Source organism: Streptomyces flavofungini (genome assembly GCF_041028215.1).
Classification (GTDB): Bacteria; Actinomycetota; Actinomycetes; order Streptomycetales; family Streptomycetaceae; genus Streptomyces; species Streptomyces flavofungini_B.
The window spans coordinates 1-20,825 of sequence record NZ_JASKYR010000037.1; the positions used below are offsets into that span (position 1 = coordinate 1).

A 20,825-nucleotide genomic window follows, 5' to 3' on the forward strand; every position below is an offset into this window, starting at 1 on the left:
GTGCCAGGTGGGCTGTGCCGGGCGGACCCTGTGCCCGGTGGGCCTGTGCCGGGTGGGCCCGTGCCGGGGGACCGCGGACGGCCGGGTGGGCCCGATCGGACGACCAAGGAACGAGACAACTCACGTTTTCCTCCGAATCCGCTTGCTTGGAGTGCACTCCAAGGTTCTAGCGTGAGGGACATGACGGTGATGGAGACCACGCCCGCACCAGCCCCCACCAGGGCCGGAGCCCGGATCTGTGCCCAGGACCCGGGACACCCGCGCCCGAACGGCCGGGACCACTACACGATCAGCGAGGTCGCCGACTTCACCGGTCTGACGGCGTACACCCTGCGCTGGTACGAGCGGATCGGCCTGATGCCGCACATCGACCGCTCCCACACGGGCCAGCGCCGCTACCGCAACCGCGACCTGGACTGGCTCGCCTTCGTCGGCAAGCTCCGCCTCACCGGCATGCCCGTCGCCGACATGGTCCGCTACGCGGAACTCGTCCGCGAAGGCGAGCACACCTTCGCCGACCGCCAGGAACTCCTGGAACAGACCCGTCGCGACGTCCGCACCCGCATAGCCGAGTTGCAGGACACCCTCGCCGTCCTCGACCGCAAGATCGATACTTACGCGGGCGCCCGCAAGGCGTCGGAGAGGCTCTGAACACCGATGACCCAGAACATCACCACAGCCCGGCTCGGCAACGACGGCCCCGAGGTCGGCGTCCAGGGCCTCGGCTGCATGGGCATGAGCTTCGCCTACGGCCCCACGGACGCCGACGAGGCCCGCGCCACCCTGGACCGCGCCCTGGAACTGGGCGTCACCTTCTACGACACCGCCGACGTCTATGGCATGGGTGAGAACGAGAAGTTCCTCGCCCCCTTCCTCAAGGCGCACCGCGACGAGATCGTCCTCGCCACCAAGTTCGCCCTGACCATCGACCCGGCCGAACCCACGAAGCGGCGCATCGACAACTCCCCCGACTACATCCGCGCCAGCGTCGACGCCAGCCTGCGCCGCCTGGGCACGGACGTCATCGACCTCTACTACATGCACCGTCGTGACCCCCAGGTCCCCATCGAGGAGACGGTCGGCGTGATGGCCGAGCTCGTCACCGCGGGCAAGGTCAAGCACCTCGGCCTCAGCGAAGTCACTGGCCCCGAACTGCGTGCCGCCCATGCCGTCCATCCCATCGCCGCCGTTCAGTCGGAGTGGTCGCTCTTCAGCCGGGACATCGAGAAGGGCGTGGTCCCCGCCGCCGCGAGCCTCGGCGTCGCCCTCGTGCCCTACTCCCCGCTCGGCCGCGGCTTCCTCACCGGCGCCTTCGTCAACGCCGACAAGGAGCTGGACCAGGGCGACTTCCGCCGCCAGCAGCCCCGCTTCACCGGCGACAACGCCGCCGCCAACGCGGCCCTGCTCGACCCCGTCCGCACGGTCGCCGACGCACACGGCGCGAGCCTCGGCCAGGTCGCCCTCGCCTGGGTCCAGCAGCAGGGCGCGGTCCACGGCCTGCCCGTCATCCCCATCCCCGGCACCCGCAAGCGCACCCGCGTCGAGGAGAACACCGCCGCCACGCGCATCACCCTCACCGAGGACGAACTCGCCCTCCTCTCCCCGATCGCCGCCGCCGTCGCGGGTGACCGCTATGCCGACATGACCTACACCTCGGCGGGCCGCGAGTGACCTCGCCGGATGGTGGGTGACCACGCTGAATGGTGGGTGGCCTCGTCGGATGGAGCGTGACCGCACTGAAGGCGAGTGGCTGCTCTCGATGGCGAGTGGCCGCTCTGGATGGTGGGTGACCGCTCTGGGTGGTGGGTGACCGCTCTGGATGGGAGTGACCGCTCCGGGGTGCGAGGGGCGGGCACTTTCGCGCTCGGGCCTGCTTCCCGTGAAGCCGGCCCGAGCCTGGCCCGGTCCAGCGCTCCGGCCAGGCCAAGTGCTCACGTCAGCCCCAGCGCGAAGGCGGCGAAGGCGGCCGCCAAGAGGCCCGCGAGCGCCCGGCGTGCGTGCGACGCTCGCCGCCACGGGGCCTCGAAGCCACGGGCATACCGGCTTATCAGCACCAGCAGTGCCGCGAGCACCGGCAGCCAGGCCACCCGCGCGGCTATCCAGCCGAAGGTGTCGGGGCCGGTGGTCAGCCCCGGTATCGCCCCCAGGAACGAGCCGGGCACGGCCGCTGTGAGCAGTGCCGTCTGATGCCAGCACAGGATCGTCATCGCCGAGAGGTTGATCACGACGACCGGCGCCCACMGGGCGGGCCTGCGGAGCAGCGCGGCCATGCGGTCCCGCAGCAGGATCGCCGCGCCGCTCTGCGCGGCGGCGAGGGCGAGGACCAGCAGCGACGGCGGATGGGAGTTCGTACGGGTTTCGCCGGGGACGCCGACCATCGACGCCGGATAGCCGAAGGCGAGCAGCAGCGCGGCGAAGAGTGCGGCGCCCCCGATGAGCAGCAGCCAGGCGCCCCGCCCGCCCAGCCTCTTCTCGCCCCAGGCGACGCCCAGTTGATAGGCGAACAGCCAGCCCGGCAGCAGGTTCAGCAGGCTCAGCCAGGGGGGCGTGGACTCCGCGAACGGTCCGTAGCGCAGGAAGTCGACGAGTGCGACCGAACCAAGCAGGGGCAGCGCGGCCCAGGCGCCCAGCCGCTCCGTGGCCCGTATGCACCACGGCGTGAGAGCCGTGACCACTGTGTAGACGCCCACGAACCACAGGGGCTGGATGACCAGAGTGGAAGCCGTGCGCAGGGTCGTGCCCGGCACACCCGCCGCGTACAGCACGGGGATCAGCGCGGCCCAGACCGCCGTCACCCCGAGCACCGGCCGCCCGAGCCGGGCCACCCGCCCGCGCAGCCAGCCTCCGGTCGACTCGCCGCGCGCGACCGCTCGCCGGTAGGAGAGCGCCGAGGCGTAGCCACCCACGAGGAAGAAGATGCCCAGCATCTGGAGCACCCAGCTCAGCGGGGCGAGGAAGCCGAACGAGGCCAGCGGGCTCGCGTTGTGCAGCGCGCCCCCTGAGTCGAGTGTGAAGCCGCCCAGAAGCCAGTGCCCCGTCGGCACGGCGAGCAGGGCGAGGGCGCGCAGCCCGTCTATGGCCCGGTCGCGGTGGGCCGGGGTCTTGGCGTCGATGCTGGTCGCCGTTTTCCGCAGGGCACGCAGCCAGGGCAGACCACGGCCTCGGCTGGCGCCACGGCCTCGGCCACGGCCACGGTCGCGATCATGGCCCTGGCCCAGGCCCCGGCCCGGGCCAGGGCTACGGGGGCTGGGCAGGCCTGAACCGATGTGCTCACGTGAACCGGGGTGTGCGCGCTGTCCGTGTTCGTCGCTCAGAACGGGGAGGCTCATGTCCGTGCTCCGTTGATTCGGGTGCTGTCGGGGGTTTCACCGGCGGTGTCGGGTCCGTCGGCGATGCGGGCGAAGGCCCGGAGGGAGTCGGTGCCGGGGGCGAAGTAGCCGGTGTGGCCCTCCGCTCGCTCGGTGGGGATGGACCGTGCGCCGAATCCGGGGGCAGTGGGGTCCTCGCCGTGGCCCAGGCCGAACAGCTCGACGTTCGGCACCTTGCCGATCCAGTCGCTGTCGTCCTTGGCAGCCCAGACCCGGGCCCGGGTGTGCAGATCGGCCACGCTGTCCGCCCGCATGCCGGGGGAGCCGAGCACCACCAGGTCCCTCGCGGGCAGCCGGGGCGCGGCGAGGCCGCAGACCACCGAGCCATAGCTGTGGCAGAAGAGGGCGGGCCTAGGAGCGCCCGCAGCCGTCAGGCCCTGGGCGAAACGTGTCAGGCGGGGTGCGCCCGCCTCGGCGAGCCGGCCCGTGGCGGCGTCGGGGCCGATGCCGACCGGGGTGGTGTACCCCACCCAGGCCACCACGGCAGTGCCTTCACCTGCCGCCGCGCGCAACGAGCGGGCCATACCCGCAGGCGTGCCGTACCTGTCCTTGGCGCGGTCGAAGGAGTGCAGGTCGATGTCGGAGCCCGGGACCACGACGGAGACATGCCGCGCCTCCGCCAGGTCTCCGTACACCTCGGCGATCTGTCCTCGCCCGCGTGGGTCGAAGGCCAGTATCCGCCGGCCGGGGGCGAGCAGTTCGGCATAGCGGGCGACCAGCGCGCGCGAGCGCTCGCGGTCCTGCGCGCTGAGATCCGGGTCGGTGGACCGGGACTGCTCGCGCGCACGCTCGGCGCGGAGGGAGATGGCGTTGGCCTCGTACCGCAGAGTGGTGGGAGCGCCGTCAAGATTGCCGACCACCGAAGGGTGCCGGGCCGTCAGTTGTTCGCGACGGCCGTCGCTCAGCGACGCGAAGAACACGGCGATCTCGGCGGGGGAGGCGTCGGCGGGGTCCGGGAGACGCACCCCCCAGGGGTGGTCCGCGCGCCAAGAACTCGTTCCCGGCGGCGGGCCCGTGAGCGGCTGCTGCTCATTGCCGACGGCCCAGCCCGCCGTGCCCGTCACCGCTGTCGTCGTCAGCGCGACAGCGATGAGCGCCCTCTTGCTCCGAGCCTTCCATGACCGAAGCCGCATGGCCGGTCTCCCTCCCCGTTCCGTGACGCCAGTGGCCTGACGCAGCGAAAGGTAGGGAGACAGTGATCGGCGGCACGTCACACCGGGGAGCCAACTCCGGGGTGATACCGGGGTATGCGGTGCAGCCCGCCAGTGCTACCGCAGTAGGGGGTGTGGGAGAGGGGTGAGGCTACTGCTCGCCGGGTGTGACCAAGCCCGCTTCATAGGCGAAGATCACGGCCTGGGCGCGATCCCGCAGGTCCAGCTTGTTCAGCACACGGCCGATGTGGGTCTTCACCGTCTGCTCGGCCAGTACCAGGCGCTCGGCGATCTCCTGATTGGAGAGGCCGCGGGCGATCAGGACCAGTACCTCGGTCTCACGTGGCGTCAGGCCGTTGAGCCGGAGTGACGCGCGGGGCGCGGGGCGCTGCTTGACGAAGTCCGCGATCAGGCGCCGGGTCACCGACGGGGCGAGCAGCGCCTCGCCGGAGGCCACCACGCGTACGGCCGAGATCAGGTCGGTGGGCGGCGCGTCCTTGAGCAGGAAGCCGGAGGCTCCGGCGCGCAGCGCCTCGTACACATAGTCATCGACGTCGAAGGTGGTGAGCATGAGCACCTTGGGGACATGCACCACTCCGCGCGGCGGGTCCAACAGGGCGCGGGCGGCGCTGAGTCCGTCCAGCTCCGGCATGCGGACGTCCATCAGGACCACATCGGGGTGGGTGCTCCGGCTGACCTCGATGCCTTGCCGCCCGTTCGCCGCCTCGCCCACGATGTCGATGTCGCTCTGCGCTGCCAGCAGGGCGGCGAATCCCGCGCGCACCATGTTCTGGTCGTCGACGATGATCACGCGGATGGTCATGTGGTGCCGGAGCCCTTCGGGAGCAGGGGGAGCCGGGCGGCGACGCGGAAGCCGCCGTCGGGCAGCGGCCCGGCGTCGACCGTGCCGCCGACCAACCGTACGCGCTCGCGCATGCCGACGAGCCCGTGGCCCGTACCGCTGCCCTCCAGCGGGGCGGGCGGCTCCGCGGAGGGGCCGTTGACGACTAGGACCAGGAGGTACTGGTCGTCGAGGCTGACCGTGACGCTCGTGCGGGCGCCCGGCGCGTGGCGCATCACGTTCGACAGGGCTTCCTGCACGATGCGGTAGGCGGACAGGTCCACGGCCGGGGACACGTCGGCCAGCTGTCTCAGGATCGCCAGCTCGGGTCGGGACATCTCGATCGGTATACCGGCCCGCACCGTGGCCTCGACCAGGTGCGGCAGCCGGTCGAGGCCGGGCTGGGGCGCCTTCTCGCCGTGTGCGCCCTCGCTGCGCAGTACCGCGAGCAGGCGCCGCATCTCCGTGAGGGACTCGCGGGCGCTCGCCGCTATGCTGCCGAACTCCTCGCGTGCGGCCTCCGGGAGCCCGTCGAGCCGGTACGGCGCGGAGTCCGCCTGGACCGTGATCACCGACATGTGGTGGGCGACGACGTCGTGCAACTCGCGGGCGATGCGTGCGCGTTCCTCGAGGAGCGTGCGCTGGGCGCGCTCGGCCTCGCTGATGGTCTCCTGCTCGACGAGCCGGCGTCTGGCGTCGCCGCGCTCACGCAGCAGCGTGCCGAGCAGCAGCACGGAACCGCTCAGCACGATCAGCAGCACGCTGGTGTCCTGGCTTCCCTCGCCGCTGAACGCGCCGAGCACGAGGCCGGAGACCACCGTGACCAGCCAGATGCCCAGGAGCGTACGACGGCTCTCGCGCAGGGACAGCGCGCAGCAGAGCACCACATACCCCACGACGATCATGGGGGTCCAGGGGGCCGGGCGCCCGGCGTTCGCCGACATCGTGACGATCGCGCCGATGATGTCCGCCGTGATCACGATCCACCAGGCCGGGAGCGGCCGGGTGATCGCGAGGAACAGCGGGGCGGACTGGGCGACGGCCAGGGCGCCGGCGATACCGCCGCCCACGCCGTAGTCATGTGTCAGCACCTGCACGGTGACCGGGAGCAGGACGACGACGAAGGCGAGCGCGATCACCTGGGGCAGCAGCCGCACCCAGCGCTTGGGGGCGTCGGCGAGCAGTGGCGTGGTCGATTCGGCCGGTGTCGAGAGCGAGACGCCCGCGGCCCGCAGGCCTTCGACAACCGCTGCCGCCGCCCGGCGGACACCGGCCCCGCGGCCGCCCGGCTCCGAGGCGGGACGGCGGGGCTCCTGGTCGTGAGGTGGGGAGGATGCGCTGCTCATGGCCAGATCAGCGTATGCGCCCTGCCCGCCCCGTGACGTCATACCGGGGAGCTGGAATGCCCCTCATACCCTGGTATCACCGCAGTCCCGCGTGGAGCGCCTGCGGCCTCGCTCGTAGCACCGGCGGCGGACCCACGGCCCTGCGCGGCACCCACGGCTCCGTGCGGCACCCACGGCCCCGCGCAGCACGGATCACAGCTCCGCCAGCAGCTCGGCCTTCTTCGCCGTGAACTCCTCGTCGGTGAGCAGGCCCGCCTGGTGCAGCTCGCCGAGGTGGCGGATGCGGTCGGCGATGTCCGCCGGGTCGCGTCGGACGACGGTCGCGGTGGTGGCGCTGACGCCGTCGGGGGTCAGGGCGGGGCCGGACGTCCGTACCGCCGCGAGGACCGAGGCGGCGAACGGCAGCGATTCGTGGACCGGGCCGTAGCCCAGGCCGAAGACGACGGCTGCCGGATCCTGGTCGGCCTGTCCGGGCTGTGCCGTCGAGCCGTCCCGGTGCAGCAGCCGCAGATGCCCCTCGAAGAGCTCCGGGGAGCGCCACTCGATGCCGGTCAGGTCGGAGACGGCGAAGCTCTGGTCGCCCGCCTTCCACTTCGCCGATGACGCGCCCGTCCAGAACCAGCGGAAGGAGACCTGCTTGCCGTCGAAGGACGCCTTTCCGTCGTACGCCTTGAACTGCAGGGGAGCCTCGGGCGGGGCCACCAGATAGCCGTCGGCGGGCTCGCCGTCGTCCGGCCTGAGCAGGGCGCGCAGCTCGTCCGCGTAGTACTCGGCGAGGGTCTCCCGTTCGGCGGGCAGCACCAGGCGGTAGGGGTCGCAGCCCTCCTTGAGCTGGCCGGCCGCGGCCTCCATCAGTGGATCGGCGCCCGCTCTCGGCACGGCATGGAGGACCACGGTCCCGCGTCTGCCGGGGGAGAGAGTCACCGCCGCGATCGCCTCATGCGGGATACGCCGTTCACCGAGTGCCTGGAAGAGCTTCGGCGTGCGGATTCCCCGTTCGAAGCGGATGAGCACGGAGTCGGACTCGAACTCCCAGGCGGCATGAAATCCGGCCAGTACGTCACCCATGCGGCTTATCGTAGGCGGCACCCGCGCCTCCGTCCCTCCTGCGGCGGCCCGCTGTTCCATCGATTTCTACGCGCGTCAGGCCGCTGCCGCGCCGGAAATGCCTTCCCGGCAGGCGTCGTCCCGGCTCGCGCACCGCACACCGTCATAGGCGCCGGTGCCGATTTCGGCAAAATTACGCAGGCTCTCCGTGCCCGGCTCGAAGTAGCCGGTGTGGCCCTCCGCACCGGCTGCGGACAGCACCCGCGCGCCGAAGCCGCCCGACACCGGGTCGGCGCCGTGGCCGATCCCGCCGACCTCCATGTACGGCACATCCTGAATCCAGTCGTCGCTGTCCCGTGCGGCCCAGACCCGCGCCCTCGTCCCCAGCTCCGAGGCCCTCTCGGCCCGCATGCCCGGACTGCCCGCGACCGCGATGTCGGCCACCCGTGACGGCAGGGTCCTGGCGGCCACGCCGCAGACCACCGAGCCGTAGCTGTGGCAGTACAGCGCGACCGGGGAGCGGCCGGGCAGGCCACGCACCATCGAGTCGAGGCGCACGGCCCCGCTCTCCGCGCGCATGGCCGTGGCGGCGTCCACCCCGATGCCGACGGGCGCGGTGTAGTCCGCCCAGGCGATGACGGCGGTACGCGCGCGTGGGCTCGCCTTGTGCTCCGCGCGGTAGAGCGACTGGGCCATGCCGACCGGCGCCGAGTACTTGCGGAAGGTCCGCTCGAAGGTCAGCACATTGGTGTCGACTCCGGGCACCACCACGGAGACGCGGCGGGCCTTGTCGAGGTCTCCGAAGACTTCCGCCATACGTCCGGAGCCCATGGGATCGAAGGCGAAGACCTGGCGCTCCGGTCGCATCATGACGCCGAACCGCTTCATGCGGCGCTCGGCCTCCTGCTGCCCCAGCGGGGAGAGACGCTTGTCGTGCATGCGGTCGTGCTCGATCTCGCGGGCCTGCCCCAGAGCGATGCGGTTGGCGCGGTAGCGGAGCTGAACGGGTGCCCCGTTCATGTTGCCGACCGCCAGCGGGTAGCGCGCGGCGAGCCGGTCGCGCTGCCGCTTGTCGAGCGAGGCGAAGAAGCGGCTGAGCCGAGCGGCGGGGGCATCCGCGTCGGGCAGTTCGCGCCCGTCGATGCTCCCGTGCTCCCACGCGGTGATCGCGGCTTCCAGGGGCGATGAGCCACCTCTGTTGTTGCGCACAGCGGTCCAGCCCGTCGTCGCCAGCATGACGAACACGACCGCGAGCGCAAGGAGAGCGCGCCAGGCGTTGAGTTGGGGTGAGGAGTCGAAGGAAGTCACTGCGGGACACCCTAGGAGAATCGTGATGCATACCGTGCATCGCGTGAGACAGATCACGTTTCCGGGAGGCTAATCGAGGCATAGCGGGCGCATTTTGCCCCGGCTCGCTCACGCTGCGTTCGCGAATTCAGTAACTGCCGTACTGGGGTTCGAGTGGGATTTTCGTACGTGTCGGGTGTGTTTCCCATGCCTACGGGGGCGGTTCCCGCCGCTCAGGCCGGGCCCGGGATCGCGCGGCTGCCGTAGCGCCCCGGATCGCGGGCTGCTGGCGCGGCGCCCCCGGGGCGCGTACTGCCGCCGCGCCCCGAATCACGGCCTGCTCCCGCGCCCCGGATCGCCCGTCGCTACCGCGCCCGGGGCCCCCGCCGCTACCGCGCCCGCCAGTCCTCGGCCAGGGCGGGGCCCAAGTGGTCGAGGTACTGCTCGGTCAACGCGCGGATCGACTCCACGCTGGTGTCCTCACCGGCGCCCCACAGCCGTCCCGTCGCGCGCATCACGCCGCTGAACGCCGCCACCGCCACCCGTGGGCGTGGATCGGTGTCCATGTCGAGCCCCTCGCGCTCGGCGATGACCCGGGTGACCTCGTCCTCGGTCTCGATGGAGTGGCGCAGATGGAGGGCCATCAGCGACGGCGTGGACTCGATCATCTGGTAAGTGCGCATGTGCAACTCCACGGGGACGACCTCTTCGATCGACTGCCCCATCGCCTCCCAGGCGCCGAGCACGGCCTCGCGCAGTGCCACGAGGGGCGCCTCGTCGGCGGGGCGCTCGCGCAGCGCCTCGACGAACCGGGCCTCCACCATCTCCTGGACCGCGAAGACGGCCTCCTGCTTGTTCGCGAAGTACCGGAAGAACGTGCGCTGGGAGACGTCGACCGCCTCGGCGATCTCGTCGACGGTGGTCTCCTCGTAACCCTTGGTGGTGAAGAGTTCGAGCGCCGCGCGCAGGAGCGCGTTCCGTGTGCGCTGCTTCTTGCGCTCCCGCAGTCCCGGTCCGGAGTTCACACCTTGGTCCTCTTTCCGCCTCTTTGTGCAGTTCAGCATACCTGTGAGCCACGTGACAGTTACCGACTAGTGAATTGGTTTGTCAACTGTCAGTCACTGTCACTAATCTCGCGGTATGACTAGTCAGACCACCGTCGAACAGGCGGACAAGGCGCCCGAGCCGGCGTCAGCCCCGACCCCGGCCAAGGGGCTGCGCGGCCACCCCTGGCTGACGCTCTTCTCCGTCGCGATCGGCGTGATGATGGTCGCCCTGGACGGCACCATCGTGGCCATCGCCAACCCGGCCATCCAGAAGGACCTCGGCGCCACCTTCGCGGAGGTCCAGTGGATCACCAACGGCTACTTCCTGGCGCTCGCCGTCGCGCTGATCACCGCGGGCAAGCTGGGTGACCGCTTCGGCCACCGGCAGACCTTCCTGATAGGCGTGGTCGGCTTCGCCGCCGCGTCGGGCGCCATCGGCCTCTCCGACAGCATCGCCCTAGTGGTCACCTTCCGTGTGCTCCAGGGGCTGTTCGGTGCCCTTCTGATGCCCGCGGCGCTCGGTCTGCTGCGTGCCTCGTTCCCGGCCGAGAAGCTCAACATGGCCATCGGCATCTGGGGCATGGTGATCGGTGCGTCCACGGCGGGCGGCCCGATCCTCGGCGGCCTCCTGGTCCAGCACGTGAGCTGGCAGTCCGTCTTCTTCATCAACGTGCCGGTCGGCGTCCTCGCCCTGGTGCTCGGCCTGTTCATCCTCAAGGACCACCGCGCCGAGAACGCCCCGAGGTCCTTCGACATCCTCGGCATCCTGCTGCTCTCGGCGGCCATGTTCTGCCTGGTCTGGGCGCTCATCAAGGCGCCCGAGTGGGGCTGGGGCGATGGTCTGACCTGGACCTTCATCGGCGTGGCGGTGCTGAGCTTTGTGGTCTTCGCCGTATGGGAGACGAGGGTCAGCGAACCGCTCATCCCGCTCGCCATGTTCCGCTCGGTGGCACTCTCCGCCGGTGTGGTCCTGATGGTGCTCATGGCCATCGCCTTCATGGGCGGCCTCTTCTTCGTCACCTTCTATCTTCAGAACGTGCACGGCATGAGCCCCGTCGACAGCGGGCTTCACCTGCTGCCGCTCACCGGCATGATGATCGTCGGCTCGCCGCTGGCCGGAGCCATGATCACCAAGGTGGGTCCGCGGATCCCGCTGGCCGGTGGCATGGCGCTCACGGCCGCCGCCATGTTCGGCATGTCCACCCTTGAGGCGGACACCGGAAGCGGTCCGATGTCGCTCTGGTTCGCGCTGCTCGGCCTCGGCCTCGCCCCGGTCATGGTCGGCGCGACCGAGGTCATCGTGGGCAACGCGCCGATGGAGCTCTCCGGCGTCGCCGGCGGTCTCCAGCAGGCCGCGATGCAGATCGGCGGCAGCCTCGGCACGGCCGTCCTCGGCGCCGTCATGGCCTCCAAGGTCGACAGCGACCTGGCGGGCAACTGGGCGGACGCGAAGCTGCCGCCGCTCAGTGAGGCGAACCTCGACAAGGCCGCCGAGGCCGTTCAGGTCGGCGTGGCGCCGGTACCGCCGAAGGCGCCGCCGTCGGTCGCCGAGCAGATCACCTCGGTCGCCCACGACACCTTCATGTCGGGCATGGGACTGGCCTGCCTCGTCGCCACCGGCGTCGCGGTGGTCGCCGTCTTCGTCGCCTTCCTCACCAAGCGTGGCGCCAACGCGGAGGCAGGCGCGGGCGTGGGCCACATCTAGCGTCCGCCCGCAGCCGACGCACCTCGACGGCCGTCTGACTACGGATGTCAGGGAAAGCCCCTCAGGGAAAACCTGGGGGGCTTTCATGTATCAGGGTGACGCAACCCTTAAAGCCCTTCCGAAGCTCCGCTTGCCCGGTCCACAGTTCAGGCAGGCGCTCGGTGACAACCGGGCCACAGCACACGGGGGTTGAAGAAGATGCGCACGACCAAGCCTGCCAGCGCGACCGCGACCACTGCTGCCACCGCGACCACTACCGCCACCGCGACCACTACCGCCACAACCGCCTTCACGGCGGCCGCCACCCTCACCGCAGCCGCCCTGGCCGCAGTGATCCTGACGCCAGCGACCACCGCCGCTGCGACCAAGCCCGCTGCGACCACCACCACCGCTGTCACCACCGCCGCTGCGACCACCACCGCGACCGCCGCCGCTGCCCCGCCGACATTCCGGGACTGCGGACCGGGCGAGCTCTGCCTCTGGGAGAAGGCGGGGTTCGAAGGTGTCCGGCGGACGTACGAACTGTCGGACATCGACATCGAGAGCTGCGTCGCGCTGCCGGAGGGGGGCAGCGCGCAGGCCCTCGCCAATCGCACCGGCAGGCCGGTCACCACCTATCAGTCCGCGGAGTGCGCGGAGACGGGGGAGTACGACACCTACCCGGGCGGTGGCACCTGGGTCCCCGACTCGCCCTACCGCGTCCGGGCAGTCAAAGTCTGGGAGAGCTGAATGCGGGTACTCGGTAAACAGAGCCCGGACCGGCCCACAGTGGCCGTCGCGAGGAGCGATGAGGACGGGCTCCTTGAGGAAACACGCGCGAGCACCCTCGTTCACGAGGCCGGACGTGGCCGCGGACCGGGCCGGACCGCGCACTGCTCAAGACGCCCGACCGCGCGTCACCCAGGACGCCGACCGTGCGTCACCCGAGACGCCCCGACCGCGCACAGCGCAAGACACCCGACCGCACAGCACGACCGACGCGTCCCGAGAACGCCGGAGGGCGACGGGCCCATAGCCCGCCGCCCTCCGTAAGACCCTCCGCGAGAAGCGATGAAGCGAAGAAGCGGAGTCCAGACCCCGGTGAGGGGATCCGGTTCCCGGGGACGCCTAGGCGTCCCCGCCCGCCGCCCCCGGGTCGGCCGCCGTGACGTCGAGAAGCTGGTAGCGGTCGATCGCCTGCTTCAGCACGGAGCGGTCGAGCTTGCCCTCACGGGCGAGTTCGGTGAGCACGCCGACCACGATCGACTGGGCGTCGATGTGGAAGAAGCGGCGGGCCGCACCGCGGGTGTCGGCGAAGCCGAAGCCGTCCGCGCCGAGTGACTGGTACGTGCCGGGCACCCAGCGGGCGATCTGGTCGGGCACGCTCCGCATCCAGTCGGAGACGGCCACGAACGGGCCCTCGGCACCGGAGAGCTTCCGCGTCACGTACGGGACGCGCTGCTCCTCCTCCGGGTGCAGGAGGTTGTGGCGCTCCACGTCCACCGCCTCGCGGCGCAGCTCGTTCCAGGAGGTCGCCGACCAGACATCCGCCTTGACGTTCCACTCGGAGGCCAGGATCTGCTGGGCCTCGACCGCCCACGGCACGGCGACGCCGGACGCCAGGATCTGCGCGGGGATGGCGCCCTGCTCGCCGGACTTGAAGCGGTAGATGCCCTTGAGGATGCCGTCGACGTCCACGTCCGCCGGCTCGGCGGGGTGCTGGATGGGCTCGTTGTAGACGGTGAGGTAGTAGAAGACGTCCTCGCTGTCCGGGCCGTACATCCGGCGCAGGCCGTCCTGGACGATGTGGGCGATCTCGTAGCCGAACGCCGGGTCGTAGGCGACACAGCCCGGGTTGGTCGAGGCGAGGAGCTGGGAGTGGCCGTCCGCGTGCTGGAGGCCCTCACCGGTCAGGGTGGTGCGGCCCGCCGTCGCGCCGAGGACGAAGCCGCGGGCGAGCTGGTCGGCCATCTGCCAGAACTGGTCGCCGGTCCGCTGGAAACCGAACATCGAGTAGAAGACGTACACGGGAATGAGCGGTTCGCCGTGGGTGGCGTAGGCCGAGCCCGCGGCGATCAGAGAGGCGGTGCAACCGGCTTCCGAGATGCCGTCGTGCAGCATCTGGCCGGTCGGGGACTCCTTGTAGGCGAGGAGCAGCTCGCGGTCGACGGCTTCGTACTGCTGGCCGAGCGGGTTGTAGATCTTCGCGCTCGGGAAGAAGGCGTCCATGCCGAAGGTGCGGTACTCGTCGGGGGCGATCAGCACGAAGCGCTTGCCGATCTCCTTGTCCCGCATGAGGTCCTTCAGGATGCGGACGAACGCCATGGTGGTGGCGATCGACTGCTGGCCCGAACCCTTCTTCGCGACCGCGTACGTCTTCTCCTCGGGGAGAGGGAGGGGCTTGGCGCGCACGACGCGGGTCGGGACGTAGCCGCCGAGGCCCTTGCGGCGGTCGTGCATGTACTGGATCTCTTCGGAGTCCCGGCCCGGGTGGTAGTACGGCGGGGCGCCGTCCTCCAGCTGCTTGTCCGTGATCGGGATGTGCAGGCGGTCGCGGAAGCCCTTGAGGTCGTCGACCGTGAGCTTCTTCATCTGGTGCGTGGCGTTGCGGCCCTCGAAGTTCGGGCCGAGGGTCCAGCCCTTGACCGTCTGGGCGAGGATCACCGTCGGCTGGCCCTTGTGGGCCTTGGCCGCCGCGTAGGCCGCGTAGACCTTCTTGTGGTCGTGCCCGCCGCGGCCCAGGTGCAGGATCTGCTCGTCGGACATGTTCTCGACCATGGCGCGCAGGCGCTGGTCGTCGCCGAAGAAGTGCTCGCGGATGTAGGCGCCGGTCTCGGTGGCGTACGTCTGGAACTGTCCGTCGGGGGTGGTGTTGAGACGGTTGACCAGGATGCCGTCCCGGTCCTGGGCGAGCAGCGGGTCCCAGCTCCGGTCCCAGACGAGCTTGATGACGTTCCACCCGGCGCCGCGGAACTGCGACTCGAGCTCCTGAATGATCTTGCCATTGCCGCGTACCGGGCCGTCGAGGCGCTGGAGGTTGCAGTTGACGACGAAAGTGAGGTTGTCCAGGCCCTCGCGGGCGGCGATGGAGAGCTGGCCGAGGGACTCGGGCTCGTCCATCTCGCCGTCGCCGAGGTAGGCCCAGACGTGCGACTTGGAGGTGTCGGCGATGCCGCGGGCCTCCATGTAGCGGTTCATCCGCGCCTGGAAGATCGCGCCGAGCGGGCCGAGGCCCATGGAGACCGTCGGGAACTCCCAGAAGTCCGGCATGAGGCGCGGGTGCGGGTACGACGACAGGCCGTGCGGTGCCTTGGACTTCTCCTGGCGGAACGCGTCGAGCTGCTGCTCGGAGAGGCGGTCGAGGAGGAAGGCGCGGGCGTAGATGCCGGGGGACGCGTGTCCCTGGAAGAAGATCTGGTCGCCGCCGTCGCCCTCGTCCTTGCCGCGGAAGAAGTGGTTGAAGCCGACGTCGTAGAGGGAGGCGGAGGAGGCGAAGGTCGCGATGTGGCCGCCGACGCCGATGCCGGGGCGCTGGGCGCGCGAGACCATGACCGCGGCGTTCCAGCGGGTCGCGTTCAGGACCTTGCGCTCGATCTCCTCGTTGCCGGGGAAGAAGGGCTCGTCCTTGGTGGCGATGGTGTTGACGTAGTCCGTGCTGCGCATCTCGGGCACGGCCACGCGCTTTTCGCGCGCACGTTCGATCAGTCGGAGCATCAGGTAGCGGGCACGCTCGCGTCCGCGTTCGTCCACCGCGGCGTCGAGGGAGTCGAGCCACTCCTGGGTCTCTTCGGGATCGAAGTCCGGGACCTGGCTGGGCAGGCCGCCAATGATGATCGGGTTGCGATCGGATCCGGAAGCCACGCTGTTCCTTCGCTGTTGGGGCTCTCGCCTGGGTTGTGCCTGGCCGTGCACCGCTGTCCATCGTGTACCCGACGAACGCGGACGTCATCTCTACCGATTGGTAACCGAGGGGGGAACCGAGACATCGCTCCGGCGACCCTGCGGTAGGCTCGACCAAATCGCAACGATACGCCCATCCTGCCTAACAGCTTCGCTGAGCCGTTCGGTCCCGTACGGATGAGGCGGCAGTTGCGGCGACACGGCGGGGAACGTCACCGTTTCGGCGGTCTCGGCGGCCGGGTACTTGCGCGATCCGCCCCGCCCGTGTGGACTACGGCCAACGCCCCGCGCACGCGCGTGGCTGAAGGCATTCCCGAAAAACATGATCAGGAGGCAATCCGTGAGCGCGACCGCGGACCACGCGGAGACGAACCTTGCCGTAAGGCTTGGTTTCCAGCCCGACCAGGTGGTCCAGGAGATCGGCTACGACGACGACGTCGACCAGGAGCTCCGCGAGGCCATCGAGCAGGCCACAGGCACAGAGCTCGTCGACGAGGACTACGACGACGTGGCTGATGCCGTGGTGCTCTGGTTCCGCGAGGACGACGGGGACCTGACTGATGCGCTGGTGGATGCCATCGCGTACATGGAGGAGGGCGGCTCGATCCTGCTGCTGACTCCGAAGACCGGGCGCGACGGCTATGTCGAGCCGAGCGACATCGGTGAGGCCGCCACCACGGCGGGTCTGTCGGCGACCAAGAGCATCAACGCGGGCAAGGACTGGAGTGGCAGCCGTCTGATCACGCCCAAGGGGGCGGCGAAGAAGCGCTGACCACGCCCGCGCCGAGGCGCGGACCCAGCATGGACCGCGCCGAGCCGCGATCCCTCGCATGACACCGTGAGGCCCTCGCCGACGCACTCCGTCGGCGGGGGCCTCATGCGCACCTCCAGGGCCCTGCAGGTGCCTCCGGGACCGCACGGGCCGACCGATCGGAGTGCCGCATGGACGCGAAGCGCGCCGCATGGACGGGAAGCGCGCCGTGCGGACGGAAAGTGCGCCGCTCGGGCGGTCGGTGCACCGCATGGGGGAAGATCGGCCGACGTAGGGTGGTATCACCCGAACAGCCCCGGCCGAGAGGGGCTCCGTCGAAGGGATGCGTACTCATGGCGCTCGCTGCAATCGCGACCGGCACCAAGGCCCCGGAATTCGAGCTGAAGGACAACCACGGCCGGACCGTGCGGCTCGCCGACTTCCGCGGCGAGAAGAACGTGGTGCTGCTCTTCTACCCCTTCGCGTTCACCGGCGTCTGCACCGGTGAGCTCTGCGCGCTCCGCGACGAGCTGCCGACGTTCGTCAACGACGACACCCAGCTCATCGCCGTCTCCAACGACTCCATCCACACCCTGCGGGTCTTCGCCGAGCAGGAGGGCCTCGAGTACCCGCTGGTCTCGGACTTCTGGCCGCACGGCGAGGTCAGCCGGGCCTACGGCGTCTTCGACGAGGAGAAGGGCTGCGCGGTCCGCGGCACCTTCATCATCGACAAGGAGGGCGTCGTGCGCTGGAGCGTCGTCAACGGGCTGCCCGACGCCCGTGACCTGAACGAGTACGTCAAGGCGCTCGAAACGCTCTGAGCGCGCCCCGTTTTCGCTCGCGGCCGGGAACCGGTCACTAGGATCCACACGTTGATCCGATGGCAAGCAACGCTTGGGGCTCCCCGCCCCTGGACACCAATTGGGAGGACTCGTGGGAGTCAGCCTCAGCAAGGGCGGCAACGTATCGCTGAGCAAGGAGGCGCCTGGCCTGACCGCGGTTCTGGTCGGCCTCGGCTGGGACGTCCGCACCACCACCGGTACGGACTTCGACCTGGACGCCAGCGCCATCCTGACGAACGCGGAGGGCAAGGTCAGCAGCGACCAGAACTTCGTGTTCTTCAACAACCTGAAGAGCCCCGACGGCTCCGTCGAGCACACCGGTGACAACACCACCGGTGAGGGCGAGGGCGACGACGAGGCGATCAAGGTCGACCTCGCGGCGGTGCCCGCCGACGTCGAGAAGATCGTCTTCCCGGTCTCGATCTATGACGCGGAGACCCGCCAGCAGTCGTTCGGCCAGGTGCGCAACGCGTTCATCCGCGTCGTGAACCAGGCGGGCGGCGCGGAGATCGCGCGGTACGACCTCTCCGAGGACGCCTCGACGGAGACCGCGATGGTCTTCGGCGAGCTGTACCGCCACGGCGCCGAGTGGAAGTTCCGCGCGGTCGGCCAGGGTTACGCCTCGGGCCTGCGCGGCATCGCGCAGGACTTCGGCGTCAACGTCTGAGCCGAGCCTCGCCCTCACTCCACCGTCCGGCGCCGCACCCACACAGTGCGGCGCCGGACGTGCTCGCCACCGCGTGTCCCTTGACCGTGCGGACACGTGTTCCTGTTCAACCTCGGGGAGGACCAGCAGCATGGGCGTCACACTCGCCAAGGGAGGCAATGTCTCCCTCTCCAAGGCCGCACCGAATCTCACCCAGGTCCTCGTCGGACTCGGCTGGGACGCGCGCTCCACCACCGGCGCCCCCTTCGACCTCGACGCCAGCGCGCTGCTGTGCGACGCGGGCCGGGTCCTCGGCGACGAGTGGTTCGTCTTCTACAACAACCTGAAGAGCCCGGACGGCTCCGTCGAGCACACCGGTGACAACCTCACCGGTGAGGGTGAGGGCGACGACGAGTCGCTCCTGATCGACCTCTCGAAGGTGCCGGCCAACTGCGACAAGATCATCTTTCCCGTCTCGATCCATGAGGCGGACAACCGCGGGCAGACGTTCGGTCAGGTCAGCAACGCCTTCATCCGTGTGGTGAACCAGGCGGACGGGCAGGAACTGGCACGTTATGACCTCTCCGAGGACGCCTCGACGGAGACGGCGATGATTTTCGGCGAGGTGTACAGGTATGGCGGCGAGTGGAAGTTCCGTGCAGTCGGGCAGGGGTACGCGTCGGGTCTGCGCGGCATCGCTCTAGACTTCGGGGTCAACGTTTCGTAAAGCCGGGGACCGGCGCGGGGGAGACCGCTAATCGGGAGCCCGTACATACACGATTGGGTAGCCAGTGCTTCTGAAAACCTTCGGCTGGTCGTTCGCGGTCACCGCGCTCGGCCTGGTGGCCGCGGTGTTCTACGGGGGGTGGACAGGCTTCGGCATCGTGGCGATCCTGTCCATCCTCGAGATCTCGCTGTCCTTCGACAACGCGGTGGTCAACGCCGGAATCCTGAAGAAGATGAGTGCCTTCTGGCAGAAGATCTTCCTCACCGTCGGTGTGCTGATCGCGGTCTTCGGCATGCGCCTGGTCTTCCCGGTCGTGATCGTCGCCATCAGTGCGAAGATCGGCCCGATCGAGGCGGTCCGCCTCGCCCTGAACGACAAGGACCAGTACCAGCAGCTCGTCACCGACGCGCACCCCTCGATCGCCGCCTTCGGTGGCATGTTCCTGCTGATGATCTTCCTTGACTTCATCTTCGAGGACCGGGACATCAAGTGGCTCGGCTGGCTGGAGCGCCCGCTCGCCAAGCTCGGCAAGGTCGACATGCTGTCGGTCTGCATCGCGCTGATCGTGCTCCTGATCACCGCCTTCACCTTCGCCACCCACGCCCACCAGCACGGCGGCACCCATGTGGACAAGGCGCAGACGGTCCTCATCTCCGGTATCGCGGGACTGATCACCTATCTGATCGTCGGCGGCCTCTCCGGCTACTTCGAGAACAAGATCGAAGAGGACGAGGAGCGTGAGCACGAGGCCGAGGAAGAGGCCGAGCGCACCGGCAAGAAGGTTCCTGCGGTCGTGATGGCGGGCAAGGCCGCGTTCTTCATGTTCCTCTACCTCGAGGTCCTCGACGCGTCCTTCTCCTTCGACGGCGTCATCGGCGCCTTCGCCGTCACGAACGACATCGTCCTGATGGCGCTCGGCCTCGGCATCGGCGCCATGTACGTCAGGTCGCTCACCGTCTACCTGGTCCGCCAGGGCACCCTCGACGACTACGTCTACCTGGAGCACGGCGCGCACTACGCCATCGGCGCCCTCGCCGTGATCCTCCTGGTCACCATCCAGTACGAGATCCACGAGGTCATCACCGGCTCCGTCGGTGTCATCCTGATCGCCTGGTCCTTCATCTCCTCCGTGATCCGCAACCGCAGGATTGCGGCGGCCGAAGGGGGAGCGGGGTCAGGGGAGAAGACCGAGGTCTCGTCCGGCGTCTGACGCTGACCGAAACCCGCGCCGGGCTGTCCGATTCCGTGCTCCGGAGTGTGACGGCGGCCGACGTGAGGAACGCTCTGAGCGGGGCGGCCGTGTGAGGACATGTCCTCCGTGGCCGCCCCGTATCCGTATGAGGCACAAGGGCAATTGGGGGCGGCATGTCCTTCTGGGACGGACTGTGGCGCGGGCGCTCGATGGACTACGAATCGGGCAGCGCCGCGACGAACTCCATCGAGCTGACCAAGCGGCACCCCACGGTCTCGCTCAGCAAGCAGGGCGCGGCCACCGGCAACCTGCGCGTCAACCTCTCCTGGCAGATGCGGCCGTCGGACTTCATGGGCAAGCAGCGGTCGGGCGGCGGGCTGCTGCGGCATCCGTTCAAGATGTTCCAGCCGGACGTGGTGCAGGCCCACACCCAGGGCGTGGTCAACGTGGACCTCGACATCGGCTGCCTGTACGAGATGACCGACGGGGCCAAGGGGGTCGTGCAGCCGCTCGGCAGCTTCTTCGGAAGCCTCAACGCGCCGCCCTATGTGAAGCTCAGCGGCGACGACCGGTTCGGCTCACCGTCCGGCGAGACGATCTACGTCAACCTCGACCACCGCGAGTCCATCAAGCGGCTCCTCGTCTTCGCGTACATCTACGACCAGACACCCGCCTTCGACCGCACGCACGCGAAGGTCACGCTCTACCCCAGCAACGGGCCGCGGATCGAGATCGACCTCGACGAGCGCCACCCGCAGGCCCGCTCCTGCGCGGTGATCTCCATCGAGAACGTCAAGGACGAGCTGGTGGTGCGCCGCGAGGTGAAGTTCGTCTACGGCTTCCAGGCCGAGCTCGACCGGCTCTACGGCTGGGGCCTCCAGTGGGGCCGCGGCWACAAGACCAAGGTGGGCTGAGTCTCAGCGCGGCAAGAACTGCGGTCCCTGCGGCGGAAGCTCGAAGTGCGGGTCCGGCATCGGGGCCACCGGCTGCGGATAGC

Annotated in this window: 18 protein-coding genes; 10 read left to right on the forward strand and 8 right to left on the reverse strand. The window is 69.7% G+C overall.

What is annotated here, in order from left to right:
- The first annotated feature begins 180 nt into the window (after window positions 1-180).
- Both AB8Z36_RS04780 and AB8Z36_RS04785 read left to right on the forward strand, forming a co-directional pair.
- A complete protein-coding gene (locus AB8Z36_RS04780) occupies window positions 181-651 on the forward strand; it encodes a MerR family transcriptional regulator (protein ID WP_369211897.1) in 471 nt (156 codons plus the stop codon).
- A 6-nt stretch (window positions 652-657) separates the two neighbouring features.
- The gene (locus AB8Z36_RS04785; RefSeq protein ID WP_369211898.1) at window positions 658-1,671 is read left to right on the forward strand and encodes an aldo/keto reductase; all 1,014 of its coding nucleotides are present in this window, start codon (window positions 658-660) and stop codon (window positions 1,669-1,671) included.
- A gap of 260 nt (window positions 1,672-1,931) precedes the next feature.
- Here AB8Z36_RS04785 and AB8Z36_RS04790 read toward each other — a convergent pair whose 3' ends face one another.
- The 7 genes from AB8Z36_RS04790 to AB8Z36_RS04820 all read right to left on the reverse strand — a co-directional run bounded on the left by AB8Z36_RS04790 (window position 1,932) and on the right by AB8Z36_RS04820 (window position 10,065).
- Entirely contained in the window at window positions 1,932-3,329 is a 1,398-nt protein-coding gene (locus AB8Z36_RS04790; protein ID WP_369211899.1) for an acyltransferase family protein, read from the reverse strand.
- On the reverse strand, window positions 3,326-4,501 hold the full coding sequence (locus tag AB8Z36_RS04795) for an alpha/beta hydrolase (RefSeq protein ID WP_369211900.1): 1,176 nt from the start codon (window positions 4,499-4,501) through the stop codon (window positions 3,326-3,328). Before AB8Z36_RS04795 ends, AB8Z36_RS04790 begins: the two co-directional genes overlap by 4 nt.
- A 169-nt stretch (window positions 4,502-4,670) precedes the next feature.
- The gene (locus AB8Z36_RS04800) at window positions 4,671-5,342 is read right to left on the reverse strand and encodes a response regulator (RefSeq protein WP_369211901.1); all 672 of its coding nucleotides are present in this window, start codon (window positions 5,340-5,342) and stop codon (window positions 4,671-4,673) included.
- The gene (locus AB8Z36_RS04805) at window positions 5,339-6,706 is read right to left on the reverse strand and encodes a sensor histidine kinase (protein WP_369211902.1); all 1,368 of its coding nucleotides are present in this window, start codon (window positions 6,704-6,706) and stop codon (window positions 5,339-5,341) included. Before AB8Z36_RS04805 ends, AB8Z36_RS04800 begins: the two co-directional genes overlap by 4 nt.
- Window positions 6,707-6,898: 192 nt before the next feature.
- Complete coding sequence (locus tag AB8Z36_RS04810) at window positions 6,899-7,774, reverse strand: DUF4429 domain-containing protein (protein ID WP_369211903.1); 876 nt, start codon at window positions 7,772-7,774, stop codon at window positions 6,899-6,901.
- Window positions 7,775-7,849: 75 nt separating this feature from the next.
- Window positions 7,850-9,061 (reverse strand): alpha/beta hydrolase, encoded by a 1,212-nt coding sequence (locus tag AB8Z36_RS04815; protein ID WP_369211904.1) that lies wholly within the window; start codon window positions 9,059-9,061, stop codon window positions 7,850-7,852.
- Window positions 9,062-9,429: 368 nt separating this feature from the next.
- The gene (locus AB8Z36_RS04820) at window positions 9,430-10,065 is read right to left on the reverse strand and encodes a TetR family transcriptional regulator (RefSeq protein ID WP_369211905.1); all 636 of its coding nucleotides are present in this window, start codon (window positions 10,063-10,065) and stop codon (window positions 9,430-9,432) included.
- Between the two features lie 115 nt (window positions 10,066-10,180).
- Between AB8Z36_RS04820 and AB8Z36_RS04825 the strand changes: the two genes are divergently transcribed.
- Window positions 10,181-11,791 carry a DHA2 family efflux MFS transporter permease subunit gene (locus tag AB8Z36_RS04825; RefSeq protein ID WP_369211906.1) on the forward strand — a complete coding sequence of 537 codons (1,611 nt, stop codon included), beginning with the start codon at window positions 10,181-10,183 and terminating at the stop codon, window positions 11,789-11,791.
- 198 nt (window positions 11,792-11,989) lie between these two features.
- A complete protein-coding gene (locus AB8Z36_RS04830) occupies window positions 11,990-12,520 on the forward strand; it encodes a peptidase inhibitor family I36 protein (protein WP_440581855.1) in 531 nt (176 codons plus the stop codon).
- 378 nt (window positions 12,521-12,898) lie between these two features.
- On the opposite strand, the gene aceE is transcribed toward AB8Z36_RS04830, so the two are convergent.
- Window positions 12,899-15,631 carry a pyruvate dehydrogenase (acetyl-transferring), homodimeric type gene (aceE, locus tag AB8Z36_RS04835; protein ID WP_369211907.1) on the reverse strand — a complete coding sequence of 911 codons (2,733 nt, stop codon included), beginning with the start codon at window positions 15,629-15,631 and terminating at the stop codon, window positions 12,899-12,901.
- A 379-nt stretch (window positions 15,632-16,010) separates the two neighbouring features.
- Between aceE and AB8Z36_RS04840 the strand changes: the two genes are divergently transcribed.
- The 6 genes from AB8Z36_RS04840 to AB8Z36_RS04865 all read left to right on the forward strand — a co-directional run bounded on the left by AB8Z36_RS04840 (window position 16,011) and on the right by AB8Z36_RS04865 (window position 20,742).
- Complete coding sequence (locus AB8Z36_RS04840) at window positions 16,011-16,442, forward strand: DUF3052 domain-containing protein (protein ID WP_369211908.1); 432 nt, start codon at window positions 16,011-16,013, stop codon at window positions 16,440-16,442.
- 332 nt (window positions 16,443-16,774) lie between these two features.
- Complete coding sequence (locus AB8Z36_RS04845) at window positions 16,775-17,242, forward strand: peroxiredoxin (protein ID WP_369211909.1); 468 nt, start codon at window positions 16,775-16,777, stop codon at window positions 17,240-17,242.
- Window positions 17,243-17,354: 112 nt separating this feature from the next.
- Window positions 17,355-17,930 (forward strand): TerD family protein, encoded by a 576-nt coding sequence (locus AB8Z36_RS04850; RefSeq protein ID WP_062781869.1) that lies wholly within the window; start codon window positions 17,355-17,357, stop codon window positions 17,928-17,930.
- Window positions 17,931-18,060: 130 nt separating this feature from the next.
- Window positions 18,061-18,636, forward strand: a complete 576-nt coding sequence (locus AB8Z36_RS04855) for a TerD family protein (protein WP_369211910.1) — start codon at window positions 18,061-18,063, stop codon at window positions 18,634-18,636.
- Window positions 18,637-18,700: 64 nt separating this feature from the next.
- Window positions 18,701-19,846, forward strand: coding sequence for a DUF475 domain-containing protein (locus AB8Z36_RS04860; protein WP_369211911.1), 1,146 nt, complete (start codon window positions 18,701-18,703; stop codon window positions 19,844-19,846).
- Window positions 19,847-20,001: 155 nt separating this feature from the next.
- Window positions 20,002-20,742, forward strand: coding sequence for a TerD family protein (locus AB8Z36_RS04865; RefSeq protein ID WP_369211912.1), 741 nt, complete (start codon window positions 20,002-20,004; stop codon window positions 20,740-20,742).
- The last annotated feature ends 83 nt before the right edge of the window (window positions 20,743-20,825 follow it).

Coding starts and splice junctions, on each gene's coding strand:
- AB8Z36_RS04780 (WP_369211897.1), top strand. CDS start 181: ATGACGGTGATGGAGACCACGCCCGCACCAGCCCCCACCAGGGCCGGA.
- AB8Z36_RS04785 (WP_369211898.1), top strand. CDS start 658: ATGACCCAGAACATCACCACAGCCCGGCTCGGCAACGACGGCCCCGAG.
- AB8Z36_RS04795 (WP_369211900.1), bottom strand. CDS start 4,501: ATGCGGCTTCGGTCATGGAAGGCTCGGAGCAAGAGGGCGCTCATCGCT.
- AB8Z36_RS04800 (WP_369211901.1), bottom strand. CDS start 5,342: ATGACCATCCGCGTGATCATCGTCGACGACCAGAACATGGTGCGCGCG.
- AB8Z36_RS04805 (WP_369211902.1), bottom strand. CDS start 6,706: ATGAGCAGCGCATCCTCCCCACCTCACGACCAGGAGCCCCGCCGTCCC.
- AB8Z36_RS04810 (WP_369211903.1), bottom strand. CDS start 7,774: ATGGGTGACGTACTGGCCGGATTTCATGCCGCCTGGGAGTTCGAGTCC.
- AB8Z36_RS04825 (WP_369211906.1), top strand. CDS start 10,181: ATGACTAGTCAGACCACCGTCGAACAGGCGGACAAGGCGCCCGAGCCG.
- AB8Z36_RS04830 (WP_440581855.1), top strand. CDS start 11,990: ATGCGCACGACCAAGCCTGCCAGCGCGACCGCGACCACTGCTGCCACC.
- AB8Z36_RS04845 (WP_369211909.1), top strand. CDS start 16,775: ATGGCGCTCGCTGCAATCGCGACCGGCACCAAGGCCCCGGAATTCGAG.
- AB8Z36_RS04855 (WP_369211910.1), top strand. CDS start 18,061: ATGGGCGTCACACTCGCCAAGGGAGGCAATGTCTCCCTCTCCAAGGCC.